Source organism: Dechloromonas agitata is5, from assembly GCF_000519045.1.
Taxonomy (GTDB): domain Bacteria; phylum Pseudomonadota; class Gammaproteobacteria; order Burkholderiales; family Rhodocyclaceae; genus Azonexus; species Azonexus agitatus.
In genome coordinates, this window is record NZ_KI912532.1 from 2,431,095 (window position 1) to 2,451,607 (window position 20,513).

The following is a 20,513-nucleotide window of genomic DNA, read 5'->3' on the forward strand; positions in this document are numbered from 1 at the left end:
CGCCTTGTCGCTAAAATGCGACATCAGATTAATTGCCTGATTTATTGAGGAAAATTTCCGTCTCGTGGCATTTGTCTCGAAGCTGGAAAGCGACGAGCGGCCGGCCGGGCCGCGTAAACTGGGCAGGAGTTTCACTATCCGCACCGAAATGAACCGAATTTCCTTCCGCCAGGGCATGTTGCTTGGTTTCTTGCTGGTCGTCCTGCTGCTCGGCGGCGTGGCCATCCAGAGCTGGCTGGTGGTCGAGCGCGTGGTTGAGCAGAGCCGCCGGAACAGCGAACAGGCCATCCAGCTCACCGCCGCCATCCAGGAACTGGGTGAGCGCACCGTCGATATCGAGCGCAGCGCCCGGCAATACCTGGTGCTCGACAACCCGGTATTCCGCCAGCGCTTCGACGAGCATCTCGCCCAGTCGCTGGCGGTGGTCGACCGGCTGGATGCCATGGCGGCCGAGCCGCTGCCCCCCTTGCTTGGCGGCTGGCGGATGGTGGCCGAAGCCCTGCGCAGCGGGTTGGAGCAGCGTATTCCGCAGGCCGAGATCATCCCGCTACTGGCCCGCCTGGCTGAATTGAACGGACTACTCAAGCAGGCTGGCCAGCGCTGGGTCGAGGAACAGAACCGCAAGGGGCTGGAGCAACTCGAGGCGGCCCGCCTCAAGCTCGGTGGGCGGATCGCACTGGCTCTGCTTGGCGCGCTGCTCGTCGCCCTGGCGATGGGCTGGTGGCTGGTGCGCCCGGTGCGGCATCTGGAACAGGCCATTGTTCGCCTCGGCGCCAGCCGTTTCGACGAGGCGATCACGGTCGGCGGGCCGGCCGATTTGCGCCAGCTGGGCAAGCGCCTGGACTGGCTGCGCCAGCGCCTGGCCGAACTGGAGGCTGACCGCGAGCGGGCCTTGCGCCATGTCTCGCATGAATTGAAAACGCCGCTCACGGCCTTGAAGGAAGGTGTCTCGCTGCTGCGCGAGGAGGTACCCGGGCCGCTCGGCGAGGGGCAGCGCGAGGTGGTCGACATCCTGCAGCACAATGTTCGCGCCCTGCAGGAGCAGATCGAAAGCCTGCTTACCCTGAACGAAGCGGCTTTCGACGCCCGCCGCCTGCAACGCGCGCCGGTCCGCCTGAAACGCTTGCTGGCCGGCGTCGTTCAGCGGCGCGAGTTGCACAGCCAGGCCCGGCAGTTGAGCGTGCGGATTGAGGCGCCGGACCAGACGCTGCTGCTCGATGCCGAAAAAATGTCGGTCGTTCTCGATAACCTGCTGTCCAACGCCATCGATTTCAGCCCCGAGCACGGCGAGGTGCGCCTGTCGGTCAGCCGGACCGACGGCCTGTGGCGCTTCGAGTGCATCGACCAGGGGCCGGGCGTGGCGGAGGAGGACCGGCAGCGGATTTTCGACCCCTTCGTCCAGGGGCAGCGCGTCGCGCCGGCGCCGCGTCAGGGGAGCGGGGTTGGCTTGTCCATCGTGCGTGAGCTGGTCAGGGCGATGGGGGGGCGGGTGTATCTGGTGCCGCAGGAGCGCGGCGCCCATTTTTGTGTGGAATTGCCTGATGAGCAGTAAGAATGAATTGTTCCGTCGTCGGCTGGCTGCTTGCCTGCTGGCGCTTGCCATGGCCGGCTGCGCCAGTCTGCCGCCCGCGAAGAAATTGGTCCGCGTTGACGAAACGACGCCCGAGTCCGCCCTGCAGTATTACCAGGGGCTGGGCAAGATGACCGGGGCCGAACTGGGGCGCGAGCGCATGGTGCTGGTCGCCGTGCCGCAGACGCCGTATACCCAGGTCAGGATGGCCATGCTGCTCGGCCACCCGCGGGTGCAGCACGATCTCAACAAAGCCCTCGGCCTGCTCGATGCCGTGCTGAAATCGAACGACCCGGCTGCCGTACCCTTCCATCCGCTGGCCCGGCAGATCGCCGACAATTATCTCGAGCGCCTGAAGCTCGAAGGACAACTGGACAAGCAGGGGCAGCAATTGAAGGAAAGCCAGCGCAAGGTGGCCGAATTGCAGGACAAGCTGGACAGCCTGGCCGATATCGAACGCACGCTGACGCCGCGGCCCCGTACTGTCGGGGGTAAGCGATGAGGCCGGCGCTGCGTGGCGAGGGCGCCCATGTCCTGGTGGTGGATGATGACGAGGATATTTTGCGCCTGCTGACCATGCGCCTCAAAGCGCGCGGCTTCCGGGTGTCGGCAGTGGGTTCGGCCGAGCAGGCACTGGTGCAGATCGCCGTCGACACGCCGCGCGTCGTGGTGAGCGACATCCGCCTGCCCGGCCAGGACGGCCTGGGGCTGTTCGAGGAAATCCGCCGTACCCGGCCCACGTTGCCGGTCATCCTGCTCACCGCCCACGGCAATATCCCGGATGCCGTCGATGCCACGTCGCGCGGCGTCTTCGGCTACCTGACCAAGCCCTTCGACAGCCAGATCCTGCTCGAAAAGATCGACCGTGCCCTGCAGCTTTCCGAGCCGTCGCCGGCAGCCGGCGAGCCGGCAGCGGGTGAGCCGCGCGAGACCTGGATGGATGGGGTGATCTTCCGCAGCAGCCGGATGGCCGCCCTGATGGCCGAGGTACGCATGGTTGCGGCGTCCGACGCCAGCGTCTTGATTCGCGGCGAGAGCGGTACCGGCAAGGAGGTGCTGGCCCGCGCCATCCACCGCGCCAGCCCGCGGGCCAAGGGGCCGTTCGTCGCCATCAACTGCGGGGCGATCCCCGAGCAGTTGCTGGAGTCGGAACTCTTTGGCCATGCCAAGGGAGCGTTCACCGGTGCTGCGAGCAATCGCGTTGGCCTGTTCCAGACGGCTAACGGCGGTACCTTGTTCCTCGACGAAATCGGCGACATGCCGCTTGCGCTACAGGTCAAGCTGCTGCGCGTGCTGCAGGAGCGGGTGGTGCGGCCGGTCGGGGCGACGAAGGCGGAACCGGTCGATGTCCGTCTGCTTTCGGCGACACACCGCGATCTCGATGCGGCGATGGCCGATGGGCAGTTCCGCGAGGACCTCTACTACCGGCTCGATGTCGTCTCCCTCACCCTGCCGCGACTGGAGGAGCGTCGCGAGGACATCCCGCTGCTCGCCGCCCATTTCGTCGGCCTGCTCGCCGAAAAGTACGGCAAGCCGGTCAACGGGTTTGCGCCGGATGCGCTGGAGGCGCTGGTCACTGCGGCCTGGCCGGGCAACGTCCGCCAGTTGTTCAATGTGGTCGAGCAAAGCTGCGCCCTGACCTCGACGCCGCTCATTCCGCTCTCCCTCGTCCAGCGCGCCCTCCGTGTGCCGGCCATGGAGGCGCTGAGCTATGCCGAGGCGAAGCAGCGTTTCGAGCGCAACTACCTCGTCCAGTTGCTCAAGCTGACCGACGGCAATGTCGCCGATGCGGCGCGCATCGCCGAACGCAATCGCACCGAGTTCTATCGTCTGCTGCAAAAGCACGACCTGACCCCGGCCATGTTCCGCGGCGAGGGCGAGGCACCTGCCTGATCAGCCGGCTGTCGCCGCCGGACGACGCGGAATCTCGGTTGATGCCCGTCGGTACTAAATAAATATATGAAAAACAAGGATAAATCATGCCTGGCATGAAGCTCGCGTTAGCCCTCCGCATTCATCACAAGGAGGGATATGCCATGCTCAAAAAGAAACTGATCGCCACCCTGCTGATCGCCAGTGCCACCTTTGCCGGACTCGGGCTTTCTGCCTTCGCCACTGACGACCCGCAGGTTGTTGCTGCGGTCGTTGCCAATAACGAAGCACAGGATGCCGCACTCGGCGATCGTGTCGAAACCCTGTTACGCACCGATATCGGCCTGGCCGGCTCGCGGATACGCGTCGTTTCACGGGCGGCGGTGATTACTGTCGCCGGCACGGTGCCGGATGAACATGCCCTGCGGCGCGCCCTTGATCTGGCGAGCGGCGTGCGGGGCGTGCGCGAGGTGCGCAATGCGCTGGAGGTCGAACTCCCAAAGTAACGGCGGCGGACGCGACGCGCCCGGCGTGGTGGTTGTTCAGACTGTTTCCAGGGTTATCAGCGGCGCACCTTCTTCGACCGTATCGCCCGCGGTGACATGAATGGCCACGACGCGTCCGGCGTAGGGGGAGGGGATATCCAGCGCCACCTTGCCGGTTTCCAGGGTCAGGATGTTGTCGTCCCGCTCGATCTGTCCGCCGACATCGACCAGCAGTTCGAGGATGAAGACGTCGCCGCTCGCGCACGAGCCGCAGCTCGACCAGCATTCGGGGTACTTGGGCATGTGGACGGAAATCGTGGACATCGGCTTTTTTCCTGAAAACCCTTGCATTCTACGCGAGGCCACGTATAATGCGCCGCTCTGTCAGCGCGCCCGTAGCTCAGTTGGATAGAGTATCTGGCTACGAACCAGAGGGTCGGGCGTTCGAATCGCTCCGGGCGCGCCACAGAACCTTTCAAGCCGGTTTTTCGGTTTGATTTTTGGTAGCGCGCCCGTAGCTCAGTTGGATAGAGTATCTGGCTACGAACCAGAGGGTCGGGCGTTCGAATCGCTCCGGGCGCGCCAATCAAATATGAATGTGGGCACTTCCTTTATCGGACGTGCCCATTTTCATTTCTGCCTCCCGGTTTCCGGCAGGACTATCCCGTCCTCAAGGCTGATTCCACACGATTTCTTGCTGAATCTCGTTCCGGCGCAGGAAGGGCAGCGTCCAGGGCGGGTTGTAGCGGGCCAGTTGCGGCTGACCGATGGGGGCAATACCCTGCGCTTGCAACCAGGCGAGCAACTGGTCAGTTCTTTCCTGCACGGTGCTTGCGGTATTGCTGCCCGAGTAGGTCAGGACGGCATAGGTCCGGGCAGGAATCTCACGTAGACCGATTGCCGGGTTGAGCGGTTTGGGCAGGGTCGCAAGGGTGTATTGGCTGGGCATGACGAAGTGGATGCGCCAGCGCTGCGCCCCCGCCATGCGAGTGGCTGCCGCCTCCTGTGGCTCGATGCTGACCGGGACGGTCATGGCGATCTTCTCGGCCTTGTCTTGCGGTTCGGCGACGACCGGCACGGTCATCGCGATGCGCTCGTTGTTGCCGAAAATGTAGTCGGCGATGCGCTGGAAGCCGCGCCGGGTGGCGCTGTCCATGTCGCCATCGACAAAGGTTTCGGCAACGATCACCGGCACATAGCGGCGGATCTCGATGTTGTCTTCCTGGCGCAGCGATTCGAATTTCGGTTCTTCAGTAGCCATCAGGGTTCCCGTCCAGAGCAGGCCAGCAAGCAGGGTGGTGAGGGTGAGGTGGTGTTTCATTTTTTGTCCTTTGCCGGGGTGGCGGCCACGGTGATTTCAGGGATGCCGGCCGGCCAGATGCCTTTGTCGATGACGCGCCCCTGCTCGAAAACCAGCCAGCTTTGCCCGCCATAATGGGGCAGGCCGCGTTGCAGGGCATTGAGCGCCGCCGCGTCCTGGGCGGAGATGACGGCCAGCGGGTAGGGCTGGCCCGGCACGGTCCACACCTGGGCGCTGCCTTTCCCGGCCAGGCTGGCCGGGCGAGCCGGCAGCCCGGCGCCGGCCAGGGCCTGATCGACCTCGGCGTGCGTGCCGGCGAGCAGAACGGGGTTTTTGCTGTTCAGGGCGCTGCTCAGCCGGGCCGGCGCCAGTGATTCGGGCGGGTTCTCGAACAATCGCCCGGCCAGTTGCCTGACCGCCTGGCTCGCCTCCGGCCCGCGCGCGACATCGACCAGTTGCGGCGAGCGGCCTGCCATCCACTGGCGCAGGATGGGCGGCAGCTGGCTGGCCTGAAGGCGCCGCCAGACGCGCATGTCGGGGTCGAGGCGCAGGGTTTGTGGCGCAAAGGCGAGCGGGATCGTGGCGGTGTTGCGCTCGGCGTCCAGTTCCACCCAGCGGGTTTCGCGCTGGCCGGCGCCGCTGATTTCGACGGGCAGGCGCAAGGGCAGGCGGGCGTCCTGTTTGCGGAAGCGGATGGTCAGTTGATAGGGCGGGCTGCCAGGCGTACGGACGGCGGTGCTCTCGGCGTGGGCAATGGCGACATCGGGCAGGGCCGGCTGGTCGAGCCAGGCGGCAAAGAAGGCGCCGAGCTTCTCGCCCGAGGCGCTTTCAAAGGCGGCCTGCAGGTCGTCCCAACCAGCGATCCGGAAACGCTGGGCGGCCCAGAAGTTGCGGATGCCCTGGTCGAAGGCCGGTTGCCCCAGGCGATCGCGCAGCATGACGAAGAGCATCGCTGCCTTGCCATAGCCGAGCGTGGCGCCGGCGGCGTTGGCGCGGGAGCGGAAGTCGCGCAGCGTGCCGGTGTTTTCCCCGGCCAAGACGGCGGCGTCGCGCAGCCAGGCGAGGCGCATCTCGCTGGCGGCGCTGGCCGATTCGTCCTCCTTGTAGGCGTAGTCGGCCATGAAGGTGGTCAGGCCCTCCGACCAGTTGCCGCGCTGGTAATCGACATAAACACCGTTGCCCCACCAGTTGTGCAGGATTTCGTGGCCGAGCGAGGTCTTGCGGATGAAGGGCAGGCGCAGCACCTCGGCCCCGAGATAGGTCAGCGTCGGCATGCCGAAGCCGGTGGGCAGCGGGCTGGCGACGATGGAGAACTCGCTGTACGGATAGGCGCCGATGGCCCGGCTGTAGCGCTCGATATAGGCCGCGCTGTCGTCGAGATAGCCCTGCGCCAGGCCGGGCTGGGCATCGAGGTCGGCGGGGAAGAAAGTGCGCAGGTAGATGGGCGCTTGCCCGGGACGGGCCACCGTTTTTTCACGCACGATCCACGGCCCGGCCATCAGGTCGATACCATCGCTCGGCTGGCTGAATTCAAAGCTTGCCCTGTAGCTTTCGCCGGCCGCTGCCGGCAGGTTTTCGGACATCCGCTTGCCGGCCACCAGGGCGCGCTGGCCGTGGGGAACGGCGAGCTTGACCCGATACGTGAACAGCTCGGCCGGGCGGGGATACCAGCCGCTGCCCGAGGCCAGGAAACTGCCTTCGGGCGCTGCCATCGGCGGCATGCCGCCGAGCACGCCGCGGTGGTCGCGGTTGCGTTCCAGCAGCGGCAACTGGCCCTCGTAGTGGATGTGCAGTTTTTGCCCGGGCTGGGTGAGGCGAACCGTCCATTGCCGGTAACCCCGCGGGCCGCTGGCCGAGTCGACGCCGGCGTTGTCGTTGCCGGCCCGGGCGCTGGTCACGCGCAGCGACTCATGGAGCAGGAAGCGGAAGCTGCGGGCGCCCGGCTGCAATTCGGCTTCGGCCTTGAATTGCCGGGACTGCGGGTCGAGCGAGATATCGAGCAGCAGATCGGGGGCGGCGAAGGCGCTCGCCGCGGCGAGCAGCAGGCCGAACAGGGCCGTGGCGAGATGCCGGAAACGGCTTGGACTCATGGCCGCGGGGGAAACTGGACGACCAGGTCGAGCTGGCTGTCGCCCCGAGCGACGCGCAGCGGCAGCCAGGTACCGGGGGGCTGGCGGCGGATGGTGGCCACCGCCTCGCTGCTGCCGCTGGCCGGGCGGCCGGCCATGTCGATAATGCGGTCGCCGGCGCGCAGCCCGGTTTTCTCGGCCAGGCTGCCGGGGGTGACGGCGCTGATGGTCAATCCCTGGGCCGTATCCTCCAGCGCCACGCCGAGGCGCGGCGGTTCGCTGGGCGGCATGGCCTTGTTCGGCAGGGTGAATACGGCCGTTGCGAGGCTGCTTTCCAGATGGCGGCATTCGCCGTCCAGCGCTACCGGCAGCAGGCTGGCGACTTTCGCCACGCCCAGGTAGCCGAGCTGGTGAGGTACGCCATGGCCAAAGCGGATGTGGCCGCTGCCCATGATGCCGACCACCAGCGTCGGGTTCTTGCGGTCATCCTGGCTCACTTCCAGGCTCAGGGCCTCGGCCATGGCGCGGTCCCAGGTCAGCTGGCTGTCGAGAAAGCCCTTGAAACCGGCATCGGGCTTGGCGCCCTTCTTGCCGGCATGGGCGGGCGATTTCTTTTCGTGCAGCCGATACATCTCGCGCAGGAAATCGACATATTCGGGCAGGGGCGGTGCCGGCCGGCCGACGCCTTCGCGGGCTTCCTCCGGAACGTTCTCCCAGCCGTTTTCCGCCACCTGGCGGGTCAGTGATTTATCGACGTTGAGCGCCCGCATCGGGATCTTGTTGATGCGGGCGAATTCGAACAGGGGCATGTAGAGGTGCGGGGGGTAGGACCACACCTTGTCCCATTCCGTCTGCTTCAGGAACTCTTGGGCGGTCAGCGAACCGGCGACCCATTGGTCGAGTACCGGCTGGGTACGGCGCGGGAACATCTCGAAGCCGATCACCATCTCCGGGCGCTGGGCGTGCAGGGCGGAGAGCATCTGCAGTTGCCAGCGATGGTGATCCTCGGCGTCGTGCTGCTCGCCGAGCAGGACCACGTCCTGGCGGGCCGCATGGGCGACGATGTCGCGGATGCTGGCCGGCCTGGGCGGCGTCGTGCCGAGCAACAGCCAGTTCCCACCGGCCTGGCAATAGGCCGGCGTCGGCGGCTCGGCCGGCGGCTTGCGGGTGGCCAGGGCGGCGACGGCAACCCCGGCACCGACCAGCAGACAAGCGATGGACAAGGTTTTGAAAGTCATTTTCAGCATGTGCTGCGCTCCCCATGGACTCGTTTCGACAGGCAAATCGGGCGATCTATCCGGCGCTCATTCAGCCAACCCTGATTCTGTCGCCGTAGCCGGCCAGTTCAAGATAACCCTCGCCGGCTGGCCGGCCGTTCTCGCTGACACGAATGGCACCTTCCCAATACACCGTGCCGACCGAGCGGCGACTATCCAGTTCCTGATCGTCAAGCAGCGGACTCAGTTCGAATGTCCGCTCACCGACTTGCAGGCGCCAGGCCACCGGGTAGTCGATCCCGGTGCGCGGTGAGCGCCAGTGGCGCAGGGGCCGGAAATTCACCCCATCGGGCCGGAAAATCCGGTCGACCTGGCCGGGGGCGCGCCAGGAAGCCGCCGCCCACAGCGGGTTGCCGCTGGCGTCGCGCAGGCGGAAGGCCATCAGCCCGCCGCCATCGGCCAGATTGATGCCGACCCAATCCCAGCCCTGCGCGCCGTCGGGCAGCAGTTCGCTCGACCATTCGTGATCGAGCCAGGCATGGCCGCTGACCGCCTCGGTTCGACCGTTCAGGGAGAGCGAGCCGCTGACCGCCAGCTGCGGCCGGCTGTAGTAGAAACTGGCATGGCGCGGCTCGGCGGCCTTGCGGCTGAAGCCCTGCTGGCCGTTGAGCAGGGGCGGGGTGGTGGCGTCCAGGGCGAGATCGTAGGCGAAGTCCTCGCCGCGCACGCTGGCCTGATAGCGCTGGCCTTGCGCGTTTTCCTGCTGGGCGAATCGCCAGTTGCCGATCCAGACCTCGCTGCGGCCGATGGTGTAGCCGGCATGGCCGAAGCCGGCGCGGGCCGCCCGTTCGCTGTGCCGGAGGTGGCCGAAATCCGGATCGGCGATGGCGGCGTGGGCGAGCAGCAGTTGGCGCGGCGCGAAGCGGCTGGTGTTGCGCTCGCCGATCCCGGTGCGGACGCGGAAGAAGGTGATCTGGAAGCCGAGCGGCCGGCCGTCCTGCCGCTTCAGCCAGCCGGTGGCGTACCACCATTCCGTGCGGAAATCCGGGTGGGCGCCGAAGTCGTCGGGAAAGACCAGGCGTCTTCCGGGCAACACCGGCGCAAAGTCCACCGCGGCGGCGGGGCGGGGCAGTAGGGCGGGCCAGGCGCTCAGGGCAATGACGAATCGGCGGCGTTGCATGATGGGGGCTCACCAATCCTCGCGCACGGCCAGCACGGCGTCCTGGCGCATCGCCTGGCGCCCGGCAAGCACCGCCGCCAGGGCGGCGAGGGTGATCATCGTGCCGGCAAAGAGCAGCAGGCCGGCCCACGGGAAATGCAGGTCCATGCTCCAGTGGAAGCTCTGGCGGTTGACCACGTCGATCAGGATCAGGCCGATTCCGGTCCCGGCCAGCCCGCCACCGAGCACCCCGATACCCGCCACGAGGCCGCCTTCGAGAGCGAGCATGGTGCCGATCTGGGCGCGGCTGACGCCGAGGTGGCGCAGCATGCCGAACTCCTTGCGCCGGGTGGCCGCCAGCGAAGCGAAGCTGGCCGCCACTCCGGCCAGGCCGATGACGATGGCGACCGCTTCGAGCAGGTAGGTGACGGCGAAGGTCCGGTCGAAGATGGCCAGGCTGATACGCCGGATTTCCCCCGGCCGGGCGATTTCGAGAGCGTTACCCTCGGCCAGTGCGCTCAGCCGGCTGGCCACCTCCTCGCTGGCATCGGGGTTGTCGACGGTTATCGCCGCATCGTTCACCCGCTGATCGCCAGTGAGCTGGCGATAGAGGGCCAGATCGATCATCAACGCGCCGGTTTGCCGGGAATAGTCGCGCCACACGCCGTTGACCTGAAATGCGCGCCGCACCCCGCCCAGCGGCAGGCTGACGACTTGCCCGGTTTGCCAGTCGAACTGATCGGCCATCGCCTCCGATATCCATACCGCCGGCAAGCGGGAAGGCTGCGCCTGGCTGACCAGTGGCAGGCTGCTGCCATCGGCCGGTAGCGGGCGGGCGATCAGGGCGACCGGCGCCTGGCCGTCGCCCAGACGCAATTGCTCATGGCGGGTGAATTCGAGACGTTTGATCCCGGGCGTATCGGCAATGGCAGCCTGCAGTTCCTCACCCAGGTAGGCGCTGCTTTGGGCACGCCCGGCGCGCAGATAGAGGTCGGCCGGCAGCAACTGGACCAGCCATTCATCGACCGATTCCCGGAAGGAGGCGACCATGATCGCCATGGCTACGGCCAACGCAACACTGGTCAGCACGCCGGCAGCAGCGACCACGGCGTAACCGGGGGCACTGACCAGACGGGCCGCAGCGAGGCGCCAGGGGATTGCCTTGCCGCGTTCGGCAAACGGCTGGGTCAGGTGCTGTGCGACGGCGGGCAGGAGCAGGATGCTGCCCGCCAGCAGCAAGGCGATGGCGGCATAGCCCCCGACTGGCAGGCCGCCGAGGGGCGGAATGAAGCAGGCGGCCAGGCTGGCAGCCAGGGCCAGCAGGCCGGTCCATGGGTGGCGATGGTTGTTCAAGGCCAGGGCATCACCACTTGACTTGAGGGCCTAGGCCGGCGAAATGTCGGCGGCCTGGCGGGCCGGCAGAGCGGCTCCGGCCAGCCCGGCGAGCAGCCCGAGCATGATGTAGAAGGCTGTCAGCGCCGGCTTGAATTCAAGCTGCGGTTGCAGTCCGGAAAAATAGCCGGCGCCGAGATCGCCACCGAGGGCTTGCAGGGCCATCCAGGCCAGGCCGTAGCCGAGCGCGACCCCGAGGACGCCGCCGAGCAGCCCGACCAGGGCGCCTTCAGCGAGCAGCCAGCGGATCAGCGTCGTGCGCTCCAGGCCGAGGGCGCGCAGGAAGGCGAATTCGCTGCGCCGTTTGACGACCGACAGGGCCTGTGCCGAAAAGACCAGGAAGGCGCCGGTGAGCAGGGCGATGGCGGCCAGCATGGCGAGATTGATGCGATAGGCGCGGGTCAGGTTGCCCGATTGTTCGCTGGCGGCATCCGGCGCTTCGAGCTGAACACCGGCCGGCAGCGTGGCTGGCAAACTGCGGCGCAGGCCTTCAGGCGAGCTGTTGTCGGCGACGATCAGGTCGATGCGCGACAGCTTGCCGAGGCGCCCGAAGGCAAGTTGGGCGCCGGCAATATCCATGATGGCCAACGGCTGGCCATCGCCGACGCCGGGCAGGTCGCCGGCCACGCGCAGGGTGAGCGTGCGGCTGCCGGCCTGCACCGGCAGTGGGTCCCCCATCTGGACGCCGTAGGCCTGCTGCGCCGCCGCGCTGAGAAAGATCGAGTCTTCGGCCAGCGTCGCAAAGCGTTCCGTCCGCTCGTGGCTCTGCGGCAGCAAGCGTGGCGCGACGCGGGCCAGCGTGAAAATGTCGACACCGAGCACCTTGAGCAGGGGCTCGTGGCCGACCAGCTTGGCGTCGATCTCGACGATGGGCGTGGCTTGGGCAATGTCGGGATGGCGCAGGATCTGCTCGAACAGGGTTTCGTCGAAACCGCTGGCCGGGCCGACCAGGCGCAAATCGGCCTCGCCGGCCAGGGTGCGCACGCCGCGGCCGAATTCGTTGAGGGCGGCCTCGTGGATGGCCTGCACCGCCATGCCCAGCGCCACGCCGAGGATGATGGCGAGCAAGGAGAACAGGCTGGCCATGCGCCGCCGGCCGAGGGAGCCGAGAAATACCGGGGCGAGGGTCATTCCTGCAGGCCGTCGGGCGTCAGTTGCAGGATGCGGTCGGCCGTCGCCGCCGCTTCGCGGGAATGGGTGACCAGAATGCCGATGGCCCCGGCTGCCCGGATGCGCTCGCCGAGCAGGTCGAGTACGCGTTTGGCATTGGCCGGGTCGAGGTTGCCGGTCGGCTCGTCGGCCAGTACCAGGCGCGGCCGATGCACCAGGGCGCGGGCGATGGCCACCCGCTGCAACTCGCCGCCCGACAACTCGTGCGGCCAGCTGGCGGCGCGCCCGGCCAAGCCCACGGCGTCGAGCATCTGACGAGCGCTGTCATCAGCGGCCGCGCCGGCCCCGCCTTGCAACCAGAGCGGCAGGGCGACGTTCTGCTGCAGGGTAAGGTGGGGCAGGATGTGGAAGGCCTGGAAGATGAACCCCAGTTTGTGCCGCCGCCAGCGGGTCAGCCCGGCTTCGTCGAGCCGGCCAAGGTCTTCGCCATCGAGCACGACCTGGCCGCGATCCGCCCGGTCGAGGCCGGCGATGAGGTTGAGCAGCGTGGATTTGCCCACCCCGGACTCGCCGACAATGGCCACGTACTCGCCTTCGGCCAGACGCAGCGAGGTGCTGTGCAGCGCCGGGCGACCGTTGAAACTGCGCGACAGGTTGGTGATCTCAAGCATGTCCGGACCGATATTTCACCTGACAGGATTGTGCGGCGCTGATCATTATTTGTCCAGGACAAATTTGGTTTTCGCCGGTTTTGTCCAATCTGTTGGCCAAGGTGCCGCCTGCTTGGCGCAATGCCCAGTCAAGGCGCCCCCGCCACCGGATAACGCGATCGGCGTGGCTTAAACGGGCAAGGCGCTGGAGGTTTTCACGTCGCGCAGGGAGAGATTCGAGCGAATCGACGCTACCCCCGGCAGTTTACGTAATTGGTCGCGGACGAAGGTGCCGTAGGCATCCAGATTCTCCGCCACGATTTGCAGCAGGTAGTCGCAGTCGCCGGTGACGTTATGGCAAGACAGTATCTCGGGCATGCTCGCGACACGGTTTTCGAATTGCAGCGGCTCCTTGCCGGCATGGTCGGCCAGGGTCACCTGCACGAATGCCACGACGCCAAAGCCGAGTTTCGTCCGGTTCAGCCTGGCCTGGTAAGCCTCGATATAACCTTCTGCCTCGAGGCGTTTGAGTCGGCGCCAGCAGGGCGTTTCGCTCAGCGCCAGTTTTTCGGAAAGCCTGGCGTTGGACAGCCGGCCATCTGCCTGTAATTCCCGCAGGATGGCCAAGTCCGTCGGGTCGAGGAGGTTATTGAGCCGATTCATTTCAATTTAGCCTGTAAAACGAAATTTCCTTTCTGATTCTACGGGGTTTGATGAAGCGAAAGCAGTAATGTTTCGGGCTGTTCATGGGAGGATGTTTCATCCTTGATGAGCCTGACGGGTGTCGTGATGATTACCGTGCCTGACCTGCTGGTCTTTGTTGCCGCGCTGACGGCGGTCTACCTTCTGCCGGGGCCCGACATGGCCTTGGTGCTCTCCACCTCGGCCTTCCGGGGGCCGGGCAGTGGCTTGCTGGCGGCACTGGGCCTGGCGATCTCCCGGAGCGCCCATGTCACGCTATCGGCACTCGGCCTGGCGGCGCTTTTTCATGCCCATCCGCTGTTGTTCGATGGTGTCCGCTGGCTGGGGGCGGCATACCTGCTGCTCCTCGCCTGGAGGATGCTGCGGGCCGGCGAGACGGATCAATCCGCCGGGAGAAACGAGGCGGGTGCGGGGTGGCGGGCGATGCGAAGCGGGGTGATGACCAACTTGCTGAATCCCAAGGCCCTGATGTTTTGCGCTTTCCTGCTACCGCAGTTCATTGCCACCCAGCGCGACCTTGCCACCCAGTATCTGATCCTGGGGAGCATCCTGGTCGGCCTTGGCTTGCTGTTCGACGTGCTCTATGCCTTTGCCGCAGCCAGCCTGGCCAGGCGCTTTGCCGGCGCCGGACCGGTCCGGCGGGCCTCAAAACTGCTGTTTTCGGGGGTTTTCGGAGTGGCGGCGCTTCGCCTGGCTGTCGGCGGCAACTGATCCGCAAGTTGCCGCCAGACAGTGCCGGCCCGGTGCGGCGCTCAGTGTGCGCCCGGGGCGGCCGGCGCGGCGGCACTGGCCGGTTCGCCGACTTTCTTGTGGCCTTCGTCCGGATGCCAGCCGAGCACGGCAAGCAGCACGAAGAAGCCGGCGACATAGGCGACCGGCACATGCCAGCCGTTCCTGACCCATTGCACGGCCGAGCGGGCTTCCGGGTACATGTTGGAAAGCGCGACGCCGGCCGATGAGCCGAACCACAGCATCGATCCGCCAAAGCCGACGGCGTAGGCCAGCACACCCCAGTCGTAGCCGCCCTGGCGGAGGGCGAGGGCAGTCAGCGGGATGTTGTCGAAGACGGAGGAGATGAAGCCGAGGGCGAGAGCCGACAGCCAGGAGGCGGGGGGCAACTGGTCGACCGGCATCATCGAGGCGCAAAGGACGAGGGAGAGCAGGAAGACGGAGCCCTTGATGGCATCCGGCAGCAGTTCCCAGTCGTGGCGGCGGACGCCGGCCGTGACGACGAGCGCCAGCCAGACAGCGACGCCGATGAAGGGGAAGTGATCGGCCAGTTGCGGGAAATTCACATTGACGGTGATATTGGTGCCGACCGCGAAGACCAGCATCAGGCCGACGATGAACAGCCGGCCCCAGTCGATGTGCGTGTGTTCGTGCGAGTGCTTGAGGATCGGCGAGTAGGCGTGCTGCTGCTTGGCAGCAAAATAGGCCACGATGAGCAGCGCAACGACCGCCGCGACGTAGGCATCGAGGACGACGATCGGGCTGATGCCGTCGATCCACATCATGGTTGTTGTCGTGTCGCCGACCACGGAGCCGGAACCGCCGGCATTGGAGGCGGCGACGATGGCCGCCAGGTAGCCGATGTGCACCTTGCCCTTGAACAACTGGTGCGCCATCGCGCCGCCGATCAGCGCTGCGGCGATGTTGTCGAGGAAGCTGGAGAGCACGAAGACCATCACCAGCATCAGGAAACCGCCCTTCCAGTCGTTCGGCAGATACTTGGGCAGCACGACCGGGACATGGCTCTTTTCGAAATGCCGGGCGAGGAGGGCGAAGCCGGTGAGCAGGCAGAACAGATTGGCGATGGTGACCCATTCATGGCCCAGGTGGCCGATGAAACCCGCCATGCCGGCGCCGGTCTTGAAGCCGGTGAACACGATCTTGTACAGGCTGATCGTCGCCAGTCCGGTCAGCGCCACGTAAAGCGTGGCGTGGTGGAAGAGGGCGACGCCGAGCAGGGTCAGCGCGAAGAGAATGAAATCGATCGGGATTCCGGCGACCGTGGGCAACTGGTCGGCCGCCATGGCTACAGCGGGCAGTGACAGGAGCAGTGCAGGCAATAGACGGTGCATGATTTTCCTTATTGGGTGTGGTTTCTCGCGTCTTCCTGCGGACAGGTCAGCGGACACCACATTGTCCGCAAACTTCCAGCGCGCGGAAATGCGGATTATCCCGTAAAAAACCTGGCCGCTGGACACTCCGCCGGTCTCCTGCAGGGAGGAACTCAGCGGCGAGCCTGGTCCAGCATGTCGAGGTAGAGCGCCTCCACCCGTTGCCGCGCCCACGGGGTGCGGCGCAGGAATTTCAGGCTGGATGGCAGGCTCGGGTCGACGTTGAAGCAACGGATGTCGATTTCCCGCCCGAGCGCCGCCCAGCCGTAGTACTCGACCAGTTCGCCGAGCAAGCGTTCGAGCGTGATGCCGTGCAGCGGGTTGTTGGGCTGGGCGGGTTTCGCGGCATTCATGGGGGGCGTCAGGCGGCAGCCTGCATGGCGCGGCGCACCTTGGCGTACTCGGCGAGCAGGCTCTGGTGCAAGGTGCAGCCGGCAAAATCCAGCCCCGGTGACGGCAGGTCGAAGAAGCGGACGACGCCGTCGATCAGGTCGCTGGCGAGATCGAGGGTTTCCTCGCCGAACAGGCTGACCAGGGCTTCTTCGTAAACGTTGGGGTCTTCCATGTCGAGCAGCGTGGCGATGCAGCGATAGATGCGACGGCGGCCGGCGTCGATCTGCTCGAACTGGCGCACCCACTCGCAGCCTTCGCGGATGGCTTCGCTGTCGCCAACGGCGAGGGCGAGCATGGCCTTCAGTTCGCCGACGCGCAGGTCGGCCCACAGCGAGCCGGCATCGGGTGCGAGGCCGATCAGTGCGGCGACCGGTTTTTCGTCGGCGATGTTCAGTTCATTGAGGATCTCGGCCAGCTGGGCGCACTGGTCGTCATCCAGTTCGGCCAGGTTGACGATGGCCGGGCGAATGACGGCGCCGTTGCTGTTGTTTTCCCATTCCAGCTCGTCGATCGGGTAGATCTCCGACATGCCCGGTACCAGGATGCGGCAGGCGTAAACGCCGAGGTGGTCGAAATCGGCGATGTAGATGTCGTGGCCGTCGGCATGGATGCGCTCGGCCAGCCAGGCGTAGTCGTCGGCGGTCTTGCCGCCTTCGAGATCGTTGAAGTTCCAGTCGACGAATGCGTAATCGGGTGTTTCGTCGAAGAAGCGCCAGTGCACGATACCGCTGGAGTCGACAAAATGGATTTCGATGTTCGGCGCGCTGGCCACTTCATCAAGATCGAAGCCCGGCGGCGGAAAGCCGTCCAGCGCCTCCAGGGCGCGGCCCTGCAGCAGTTCGGTCAGGGCCCGTTCGAGGGCGATCTCGAAGCGGGGATGGGCGCCGAAACTGGCGAAAACCCCCTGGTCATGCGGGTTGAGCATGGTCACGCACATCACCGGGTAGTGGCCGCCGAGCGAGGCGTCCTTGACCTGGATGCCGAAGCCGGCCGCGCGTAGCCCGGCAATGCCGGCGGCGATGCCCGGGTAGCGGGCAATGACTTCTTCCGGCACTTCCGGCAGGCAGAGGCCCTCGGCGATCACCTTGAACTTGACGTGGCGTTCGAGGATTTCCGACAGTGCCTGGGCACGCGCCTCGGCCGGCGTGTTGCCGGCCGACATGCCGTTGCTGACGTAGAGGTTGCTGATGATGTTGACCGGGAAGAAGACGGCCGCCCCGTCGCGTTGCCGCACGTAGGGAATGGCGCAGATGCCGCGTGCGTACTGGCCGGTGTTCATGTCGATCAGCATTTCGGCAGGAATGCTGCCTTCCGGGTTGTAGAAGGCTTGCAGTTCCGGCGTCAGCAGGTCGGCCGGCCAGTCGTCGCCGGCGACCGGGAACCAGCGTTCACGCGGATAGTGCGCGAAGTCGCTGCTGCCGATGCTATCGCCCAGCGCGTAGTGGTTCCAGAAATAATTGCACGACAGCCGCTCGAAGAACTCGCCCAGCGCGCTGGCCCGCGCAGCCAGCTGGCTGGCCCCCTTGCCGTTGGTGAACATCAGGTGGCAGGCCTTGTTGCGCACATGCACCGACCAGACGTTGTCGACCGGGTTGAGCCAGGAGCATTCCTCGACCTCGAAACCGAGCCCCGCCAACTTGGCCTGCATGCCGGCGATGGTGGTTTCCAGCGAGGCGTCCTTGCCGGGGATGAAGTGTTCGTTTTGCATGGTGAGCCTGTCAAATGGCCGCGCCGGAAGTCGGCTGGCGAGGGAAAAGGCAAGCAGTCTAAGGCTTGCCGCCCGAATTGTCCGGGATTATTGCCGCGCTGACCGGCAGAGCAGCCAGCGGCGAAGGGCCGATTGCCCTTGCGAAGGCCTTGGAAAGGCGGAGAACCCGCCGCGAGGCGCAAAGGGCTCAGCGAATTGCCGGGAACCGGGCAGGTTCACGCGATGGGGAAACCCACGCAGTGGAGCACCGTGCCGCGCCGGAATGGTGCGGCGCAGCACGGAAGGTTCGGCCGGCTCAGGCCTCGATGCGGGAGATTTCGACGGCGCTCGGCGGAATCTGGTAATCCGCAGCCAACTGCCGACGGGCGATATCCTCGATGGCCTGCTCTTCGCTGGCTACGAAGCGGCGGGCGCCGGCAAAGTCCTGCGGAATGCCGGCGCGGTCCTGCGTGATGCGATAGTGCACCTTGACGTTCATTGCTGTTCACCTTTTATGTGGTTTTATGATCCTGCGCGCGGAGTTTAGGCCTTGCCTGCTGCGGCGCAATACGGGATTTCCACAGGGTGGAGGCTGGGCAAAACAGGTAATGCCCGGCAAGCCTTGGCCGGTGGCCGGTTAAGGGTTTGGGTGGGCCGGGCCGGCGGCGTCGAAGCGGTGCAATTCGTCGCGGGTGTTGATGTTTTCGAAGGCGGCAGCCTCGTCGTCGAAAGCGACTTCAACCGCCTGCAGGGTAGCGTACCAGCGGTCGAACTTGCGCTCGCCACTCGCCAGGTAGGCGGTCAGGTGCGGCAGGAGGTCGCGCTTGCACAGGCAGAACACCGGGTGCGGCTGGTCGAAGGTGCGGGCAACCGCGAGGTCGGCGTTGCGGGTGATGAGCGCATCGCTCAGGCGGGCGACCAGATCGGTGGGCAGGAAAGGCGAATCACAAGGGGCGGTGGCGACCCAAGGGTGGCTGGCAGCGGAGAGGGCGGCATGCAGGCCGGCCAGTGGCCCGGCAAACCCGGGAACCTGGTCGGCGATGATCCGGTGGCCGAGTGCGGCGTAGCGCTCGGCATTCTGGTTGGCGTTGATCAGCAGTTCATCCACCTGCGGCGCCAGGCGCTCGGCGACCCAGGCCGCCATCGGCCGGCCGTGCAGGAGCTGCAGCCCCTTGTCGACGCCGCCCATGCGCCGACCAAGGCCGCCGGCCAGCACGACACCGGTAATGTCGGGGCGGCTCATCAATAGACCAGGCTGCGCCAGGCCGGGTCGAGCGTCCGGGCGACGAAGGCGGTGGCACCCGCGGCGCGGGCTTGCGGGATCAGCGCTTCATCGGCGCCGACCCAGCCGGCCCGGGCCATGCCGCAGGCGTAGAGCGGGATGTCGTGGGCGATTACCTCGCGCAGAAAATCACCAATCGATTTTTCCCGGCTCGGCGTGGCGTAAAGGCTGTCGGCCACCCCCGCGACGAGCAGACGTACCGCCGGGCCGGCAAAGTGGATCTCGACTTCGGCATCCAGGGCATGGGCAGCCAGTGCATGCACCAGCGGCGTGGCGCCCAACTCGGGCCGTTCGGCACCGGCCGAGGCGATCAGGATGGCCAGCCGGTCAGTCAAAACGCGCCTCCGGTTCGATCTTGAGGATATGCCGGCGGTAGGCTGCAGCATCGAACAGGCCAGCCTTTTCGGTCGCCCAGTCAGTGGGCCGGACGCGCACCATCCAGCCGGCTGCGTAGGGCTGCTGGTTCACCAGGGCGGGACGCTCCTCCGCTGCCTCGTTGCTGTCGAGCAAGGTGAAGGAAATCGGGGCATGCACGGCGAGCACCGTCTTGCGGCACTCCACGGTACCCAGCCCCTTGCCGATCCCGACCTCGGCGCCTTTCGGCTTGGCCGTGAAGGCGATGATTTCCCCGGCCAGGAAGATGCCGAAACTGGTTACCCCGATCAACGCTTCGCCGTTATCGAGTAACTGCACCCACATGTCGTGGCGGGGGCAATACAGCCGGTCGTCGGGAACGCTGCCGTGGAAGGGGTGGTGGGCCATGGGGCGCAGGGAAAAAAGGATGGAGGCAGGAGTTTACCCTCCCCGCTCCGGCTGTCCAGCTTTCTGCCGGCAGCGCAGGACAATGCGGAGGAAGCAAACTGTTGACGCAGCGCAATACACCAGGGACAAATGCCTGCTAGGGTGGAAGCGTCTGTTCCATAACCACAATCGATGAGAGTTAGCCTATGTTTCCTGAGTATCGTGATCTGATTACCCAACTGAAAACAACTGACCGCCACTTCCTCAACCTGTTTGACCGGCACAACGAGCTTGACCAGAAGATCAAGAATCTGGAGGCGCACATTGAACATGCGACGCCACTGGAAATTGAGGCGCTGAAAAAGGAAAAGCTGGTGCTGAAGGACGAGTTGTATACGTTGCTGCGACGGGCAGAAACTGTCTGATGCATTCAGACCCCGCTGCGGCGGGGTTTTTGTTGGCTGGTTATGCCTGAATTGGCGTATTTGATAAGCCAACCCAATGGGGCCAACCCCCTTGGCGCGCAAGGGAGGAAGAAGTGTGACAGATCTGTGCCACTCAACGGGCAGAAGCCATGGTTTGCCAACCAAGGTGGGGCAGGGGTAACTCAGTTTGTCCAACTGAAATTCTGCCGGAACCCGTGTGTTATCAGGTAAAGCAGACTGGCGGAAGAGAGCAGGAGTCGAACCTACCCAAACCTGTTTGACAGGTCCTGCCGGTTTTGAAGACCGGCCGTCCCACCGGGGAACGATCTCTTCCGTTGT

22 protein-coding genes and 3 tRNA genes are annotated in these 20,513 nt (G+C 65.7%); 8 read left to right on the forward strand and 17 right to left on the reverse strand.

The features are described from left to right. The first annotated feature begins 64 nt into the window (after positions 1-64). The 4 genes from K420_RS0111880 (at position 65) to K420_RS19755 (ending at position 3,948) form a co-directional block, all read left to right on the forward strand. Complete coding sequence (locus K420_RS0111880; protein ID WP_232422768.1) at positions 65-1,552, forward strand: sensor histidine kinase; 1,488 nt, start codon at positions 65-67, stop codon at positions 1,550-1,552. Further along, positions 1,542-2,072, forward strand: coding sequence for a hypothetical protein (locus tag K420_RS0111885; RefSeq protein WP_027458260.1), 531 nt, complete (start codon positions 1,542-1,544; stop codon positions 2,070-2,072). The genes K420_RS0111880 and K420_RS0111885 overlap by 11 nt, the downstream gene beginning before the upstream one ends. Continuing rightward, a complete protein-coding gene (locus K420_RS0111890; protein ID WP_027458261.1) occupies positions 2,069-3,463 on the forward strand; it encodes a sigma 54-interacting transcriptional regulator in 1,395 nt (464 codons plus the stop codon). The genes K420_RS0111885 and K420_RS0111890 overlap by 4 nt, the downstream gene beginning before the upstream one ends. A 143-nt stretch (positions 3,464-3,606) precedes the next feature. Next, on the forward strand, positions 3,607-3,948 hold the full coding sequence (locus K420_RS19755) for a BON domain-containing protein (protein ID WP_051453103.1): 342 nt from the start codon (positions 3,607-3,609) through the stop codon (positions 3,946-3,948). 36 nt (positions 3,949-3,984) lie between these two features. On the opposite strand, the gene K420_RS0111900 is transcribed toward K420_RS19755, so the two are convergent. After that, a complete protein-coding gene (locus K420_RS0111900) occupies positions 3,985-4,251 on the reverse strand; it encodes a biotin/lipoyl-containing protein (protein WP_027458262.1) in 267 nt (88 codons plus the stop codon). 65 nt (positions 4,252-4,316) lie between these two features. Between K420_RS0111900 and K420_RS0111905 the strand changes: the two genes are divergently transcribed. Next, positions 4,317-4,393, forward strand: a tRNA-Arg gene (locus K420_RS0111905). Positions 4,394-4,435: 42 nt separating this feature from the next. After that, positions 4,436-4,512, forward strand: a tRNA-Arg gene (locus K420_RS0111910). Positions 4,513-4,597: 85 nt separating this feature from the next. Here K420_RS0111910 and K420_RS0111915 read toward each other — a convergent pair. The 8 genes from K420_RS0111915 to K420_RS0111945 form a co-directional block, all read right to left on the reverse strand. Further along, complete coding sequence (locus K420_RS0111915) at positions 4,598-5,248, reverse strand: SOUL family heme-binding protein (protein ID WP_027458263.1); 651 nt, start codon at positions 5,246-5,248, stop codon at positions 4,598-4,600. Further along, positions 5,245-7,317: a M1 family metallopeptidase gene (locus K420_RS0111920; protein WP_051453104.1), complete on the reverse strand. Its 2,073-nt coding sequence runs from the start codon at positions 7,315-7,317 to the stop codon at positions 5,245-5,247. Before K420_RS0111920 ends, K420_RS0111915 begins: the two co-directional genes overlap by 4 nt. Then, entirely contained in the window at positions 7,314-8,543 is a 1,230-nt protein-coding gene (locus tag K420_RS18880; RefSeq protein ID WP_232422769.1) for a ChaN family lipoprotein, read from the reverse strand. Before K420_RS18880 ends, K420_RS0111920 begins: the two co-directional genes overlap by 4 nt. A 61-nt stretch (positions 8,544-8,604) precedes the next feature. Beyond that, positions 8,605-9,693, reverse strand: coding sequence for a lipocalin-like domain-containing protein (locus K420_RS0111930; protein ID WP_027458265.1), 1,089 nt, complete (start codon positions 9,691-9,693; stop codon positions 8,605-8,607). Between the two features lie 9 nt (positions 9,694-9,702). After that, complete coding sequence (locus K420_RS20905; protein WP_232422770.1) at positions 9,703-11,025, reverse strand: ABC transporter permease; 1,323 nt, start codon at positions 11,023-11,025, stop codon at positions 9,703-9,705. Positions 11,026-11,055: 30 nt separating this feature from the next. Then, on the reverse strand, positions 11,056-12,195 hold the full coding sequence (locus K420_RS20910; protein ID WP_232422771.1) for an ABC transporter permease: 1,140 nt from the start codon (positions 12,193-12,195) through the stop codon (positions 11,056-11,058). Next, positions 12,192-12,845: an ABC transporter ATP-binding protein gene (locus K420_RS0111940; protein ID WP_027458266.1), complete on the reverse strand. Its 654-nt coding sequence runs from the start codon at positions 12,843-12,845 to the stop codon at positions 12,192-12,194. Before K420_RS0111940 ends, K420_RS20910 begins: the two co-directional genes overlap by 4 nt. A gap of 168 nt (positions 12,846-13,013) precedes the next feature. Then, a complete protein-coding gene (locus K420_RS0111945; RefSeq protein ID WP_027458267.1) occupies positions 13,014-13,487 on the reverse strand; it encodes an Lrp/AsnC family transcriptional regulator in 474 nt (157 codons plus the stop codon). 105 nt (positions 13,488-13,592) lie between these two features. Here K420_RS0111945 and K420_RS0111950 point away from each other — a divergent pair, with 105 nt between their 5' ends. Then, complete coding sequence (locus tag K420_RS0111950; RefSeq protein ID WP_198293839.1) at positions 13,593-14,237, forward strand: LysE family translocator; 645 nt, start codon at positions 13,593-13,595, stop codon at positions 14,235-14,237. A gap of 41 nt (positions 14,238-14,278) precedes the next feature. Here K420_RS0111950 and K420_RS0111955 read toward each other — a convergent pair whose 3' ends face one another. The 7 genes from K420_RS0111955 to K420_RS18895 form a co-directional block, all read right to left on the reverse strand. Further along, positions 14,279-15,607: a citrate transporter gene (locus tag K420_RS0111955; RefSeq protein ID WP_232422772.1), complete on the reverse strand. Its 1,329-nt coding sequence runs from the start codon at positions 15,605-15,607 to the stop codon at positions 14,279-14,281. A gap of 152 nt (positions 15,608-15,759) precedes the next feature. Further along, positions 15,760-15,999, reverse strand: coding sequence for a VF530 family protein (locus K420_RS0111960; RefSeq protein WP_027458270.1), 240 nt, complete (start codon positions 15,997-15,999; stop codon positions 15,760-15,762). A gap of 8 nt (positions 16,000-16,007) precedes the next feature. Further along, positions 16,008-17,747 carry a 30S ribosomal protein S12 methylthiotransferase accessory factor YcaO gene (gene ycaO / locus K420_RS18890; protein WP_035854784.1) on the reverse strand — a complete coding sequence of 580 codons (1,740 nt, stop codon included), beginning with the start codon at positions 17,745-17,747 and terminating at the stop codon, positions 16,008-16,010. Between the two features lie 295 nt (positions 17,748-18,042). Next, entirely contained in the window at positions 18,043-18,225 is a 183-nt protein-coding gene (locus K420_RS0111970) for a hypothetical protein (protein WP_027458271.1), read from the reverse strand. 138 nt (positions 18,226-18,363) lie between these two features. Continuing rightward, complete coding sequence (mobA, locus tag K420_RS0111975; RefSeq protein WP_035854786.1) at positions 18,364-18,969, reverse strand: molybdenum cofactor guanylyltransferase MobA; 606 nt, start codon at positions 18,967-18,969, stop codon at positions 18,364-18,366. After that, on the reverse strand, positions 18,969-19,343 hold the full coding sequence (locus tag K420_RS0111980) for a DsrE family protein (protein ID WP_027458273.1): 375 nt from the start codon (positions 19,341-19,343) through the stop codon (positions 18,969-18,971). Before K420_RS0111980 ends, mobA begins: the two co-directional genes overlap by 1 nt. After that, complete coding sequence (locus tag K420_RS18895) at positions 19,336-19,770, reverse strand: glycine cleavage system protein H (RefSeq protein ID WP_051453106.1); 435 nt, start codon at positions 19,768-19,770, stop codon at positions 19,336-19,338. Before K420_RS18895 ends, K420_RS0111980 begins: the two co-directional genes overlap by 8 nt. Positions 19,771-19,955: 185 nt before the next feature. Here K420_RS18895 and K420_RS0111990 point away from each other — a divergent pair, with 185 nt between their 5' ends. Next, positions 19,956-20,174, forward strand: a complete 219-nt coding sequence (locus K420_RS0111990; protein WP_027458274.1) for a YdcH family protein — start codon at positions 19,956-19,958, stop codon at positions 20,172-20,174. A 238-nt stretch (positions 20,175-20,412) separates the two neighbouring features. Here K420_RS0111990 and K420_RS0111995 read toward each other — a convergent pair. After that, a tRNA-Sec gene (locus K420_RS0111995) sits at positions 20,413-20,508 on the reverse strand. Between the last annotated feature and the right edge of the window lie 5 nt (positions 20,509-20,513).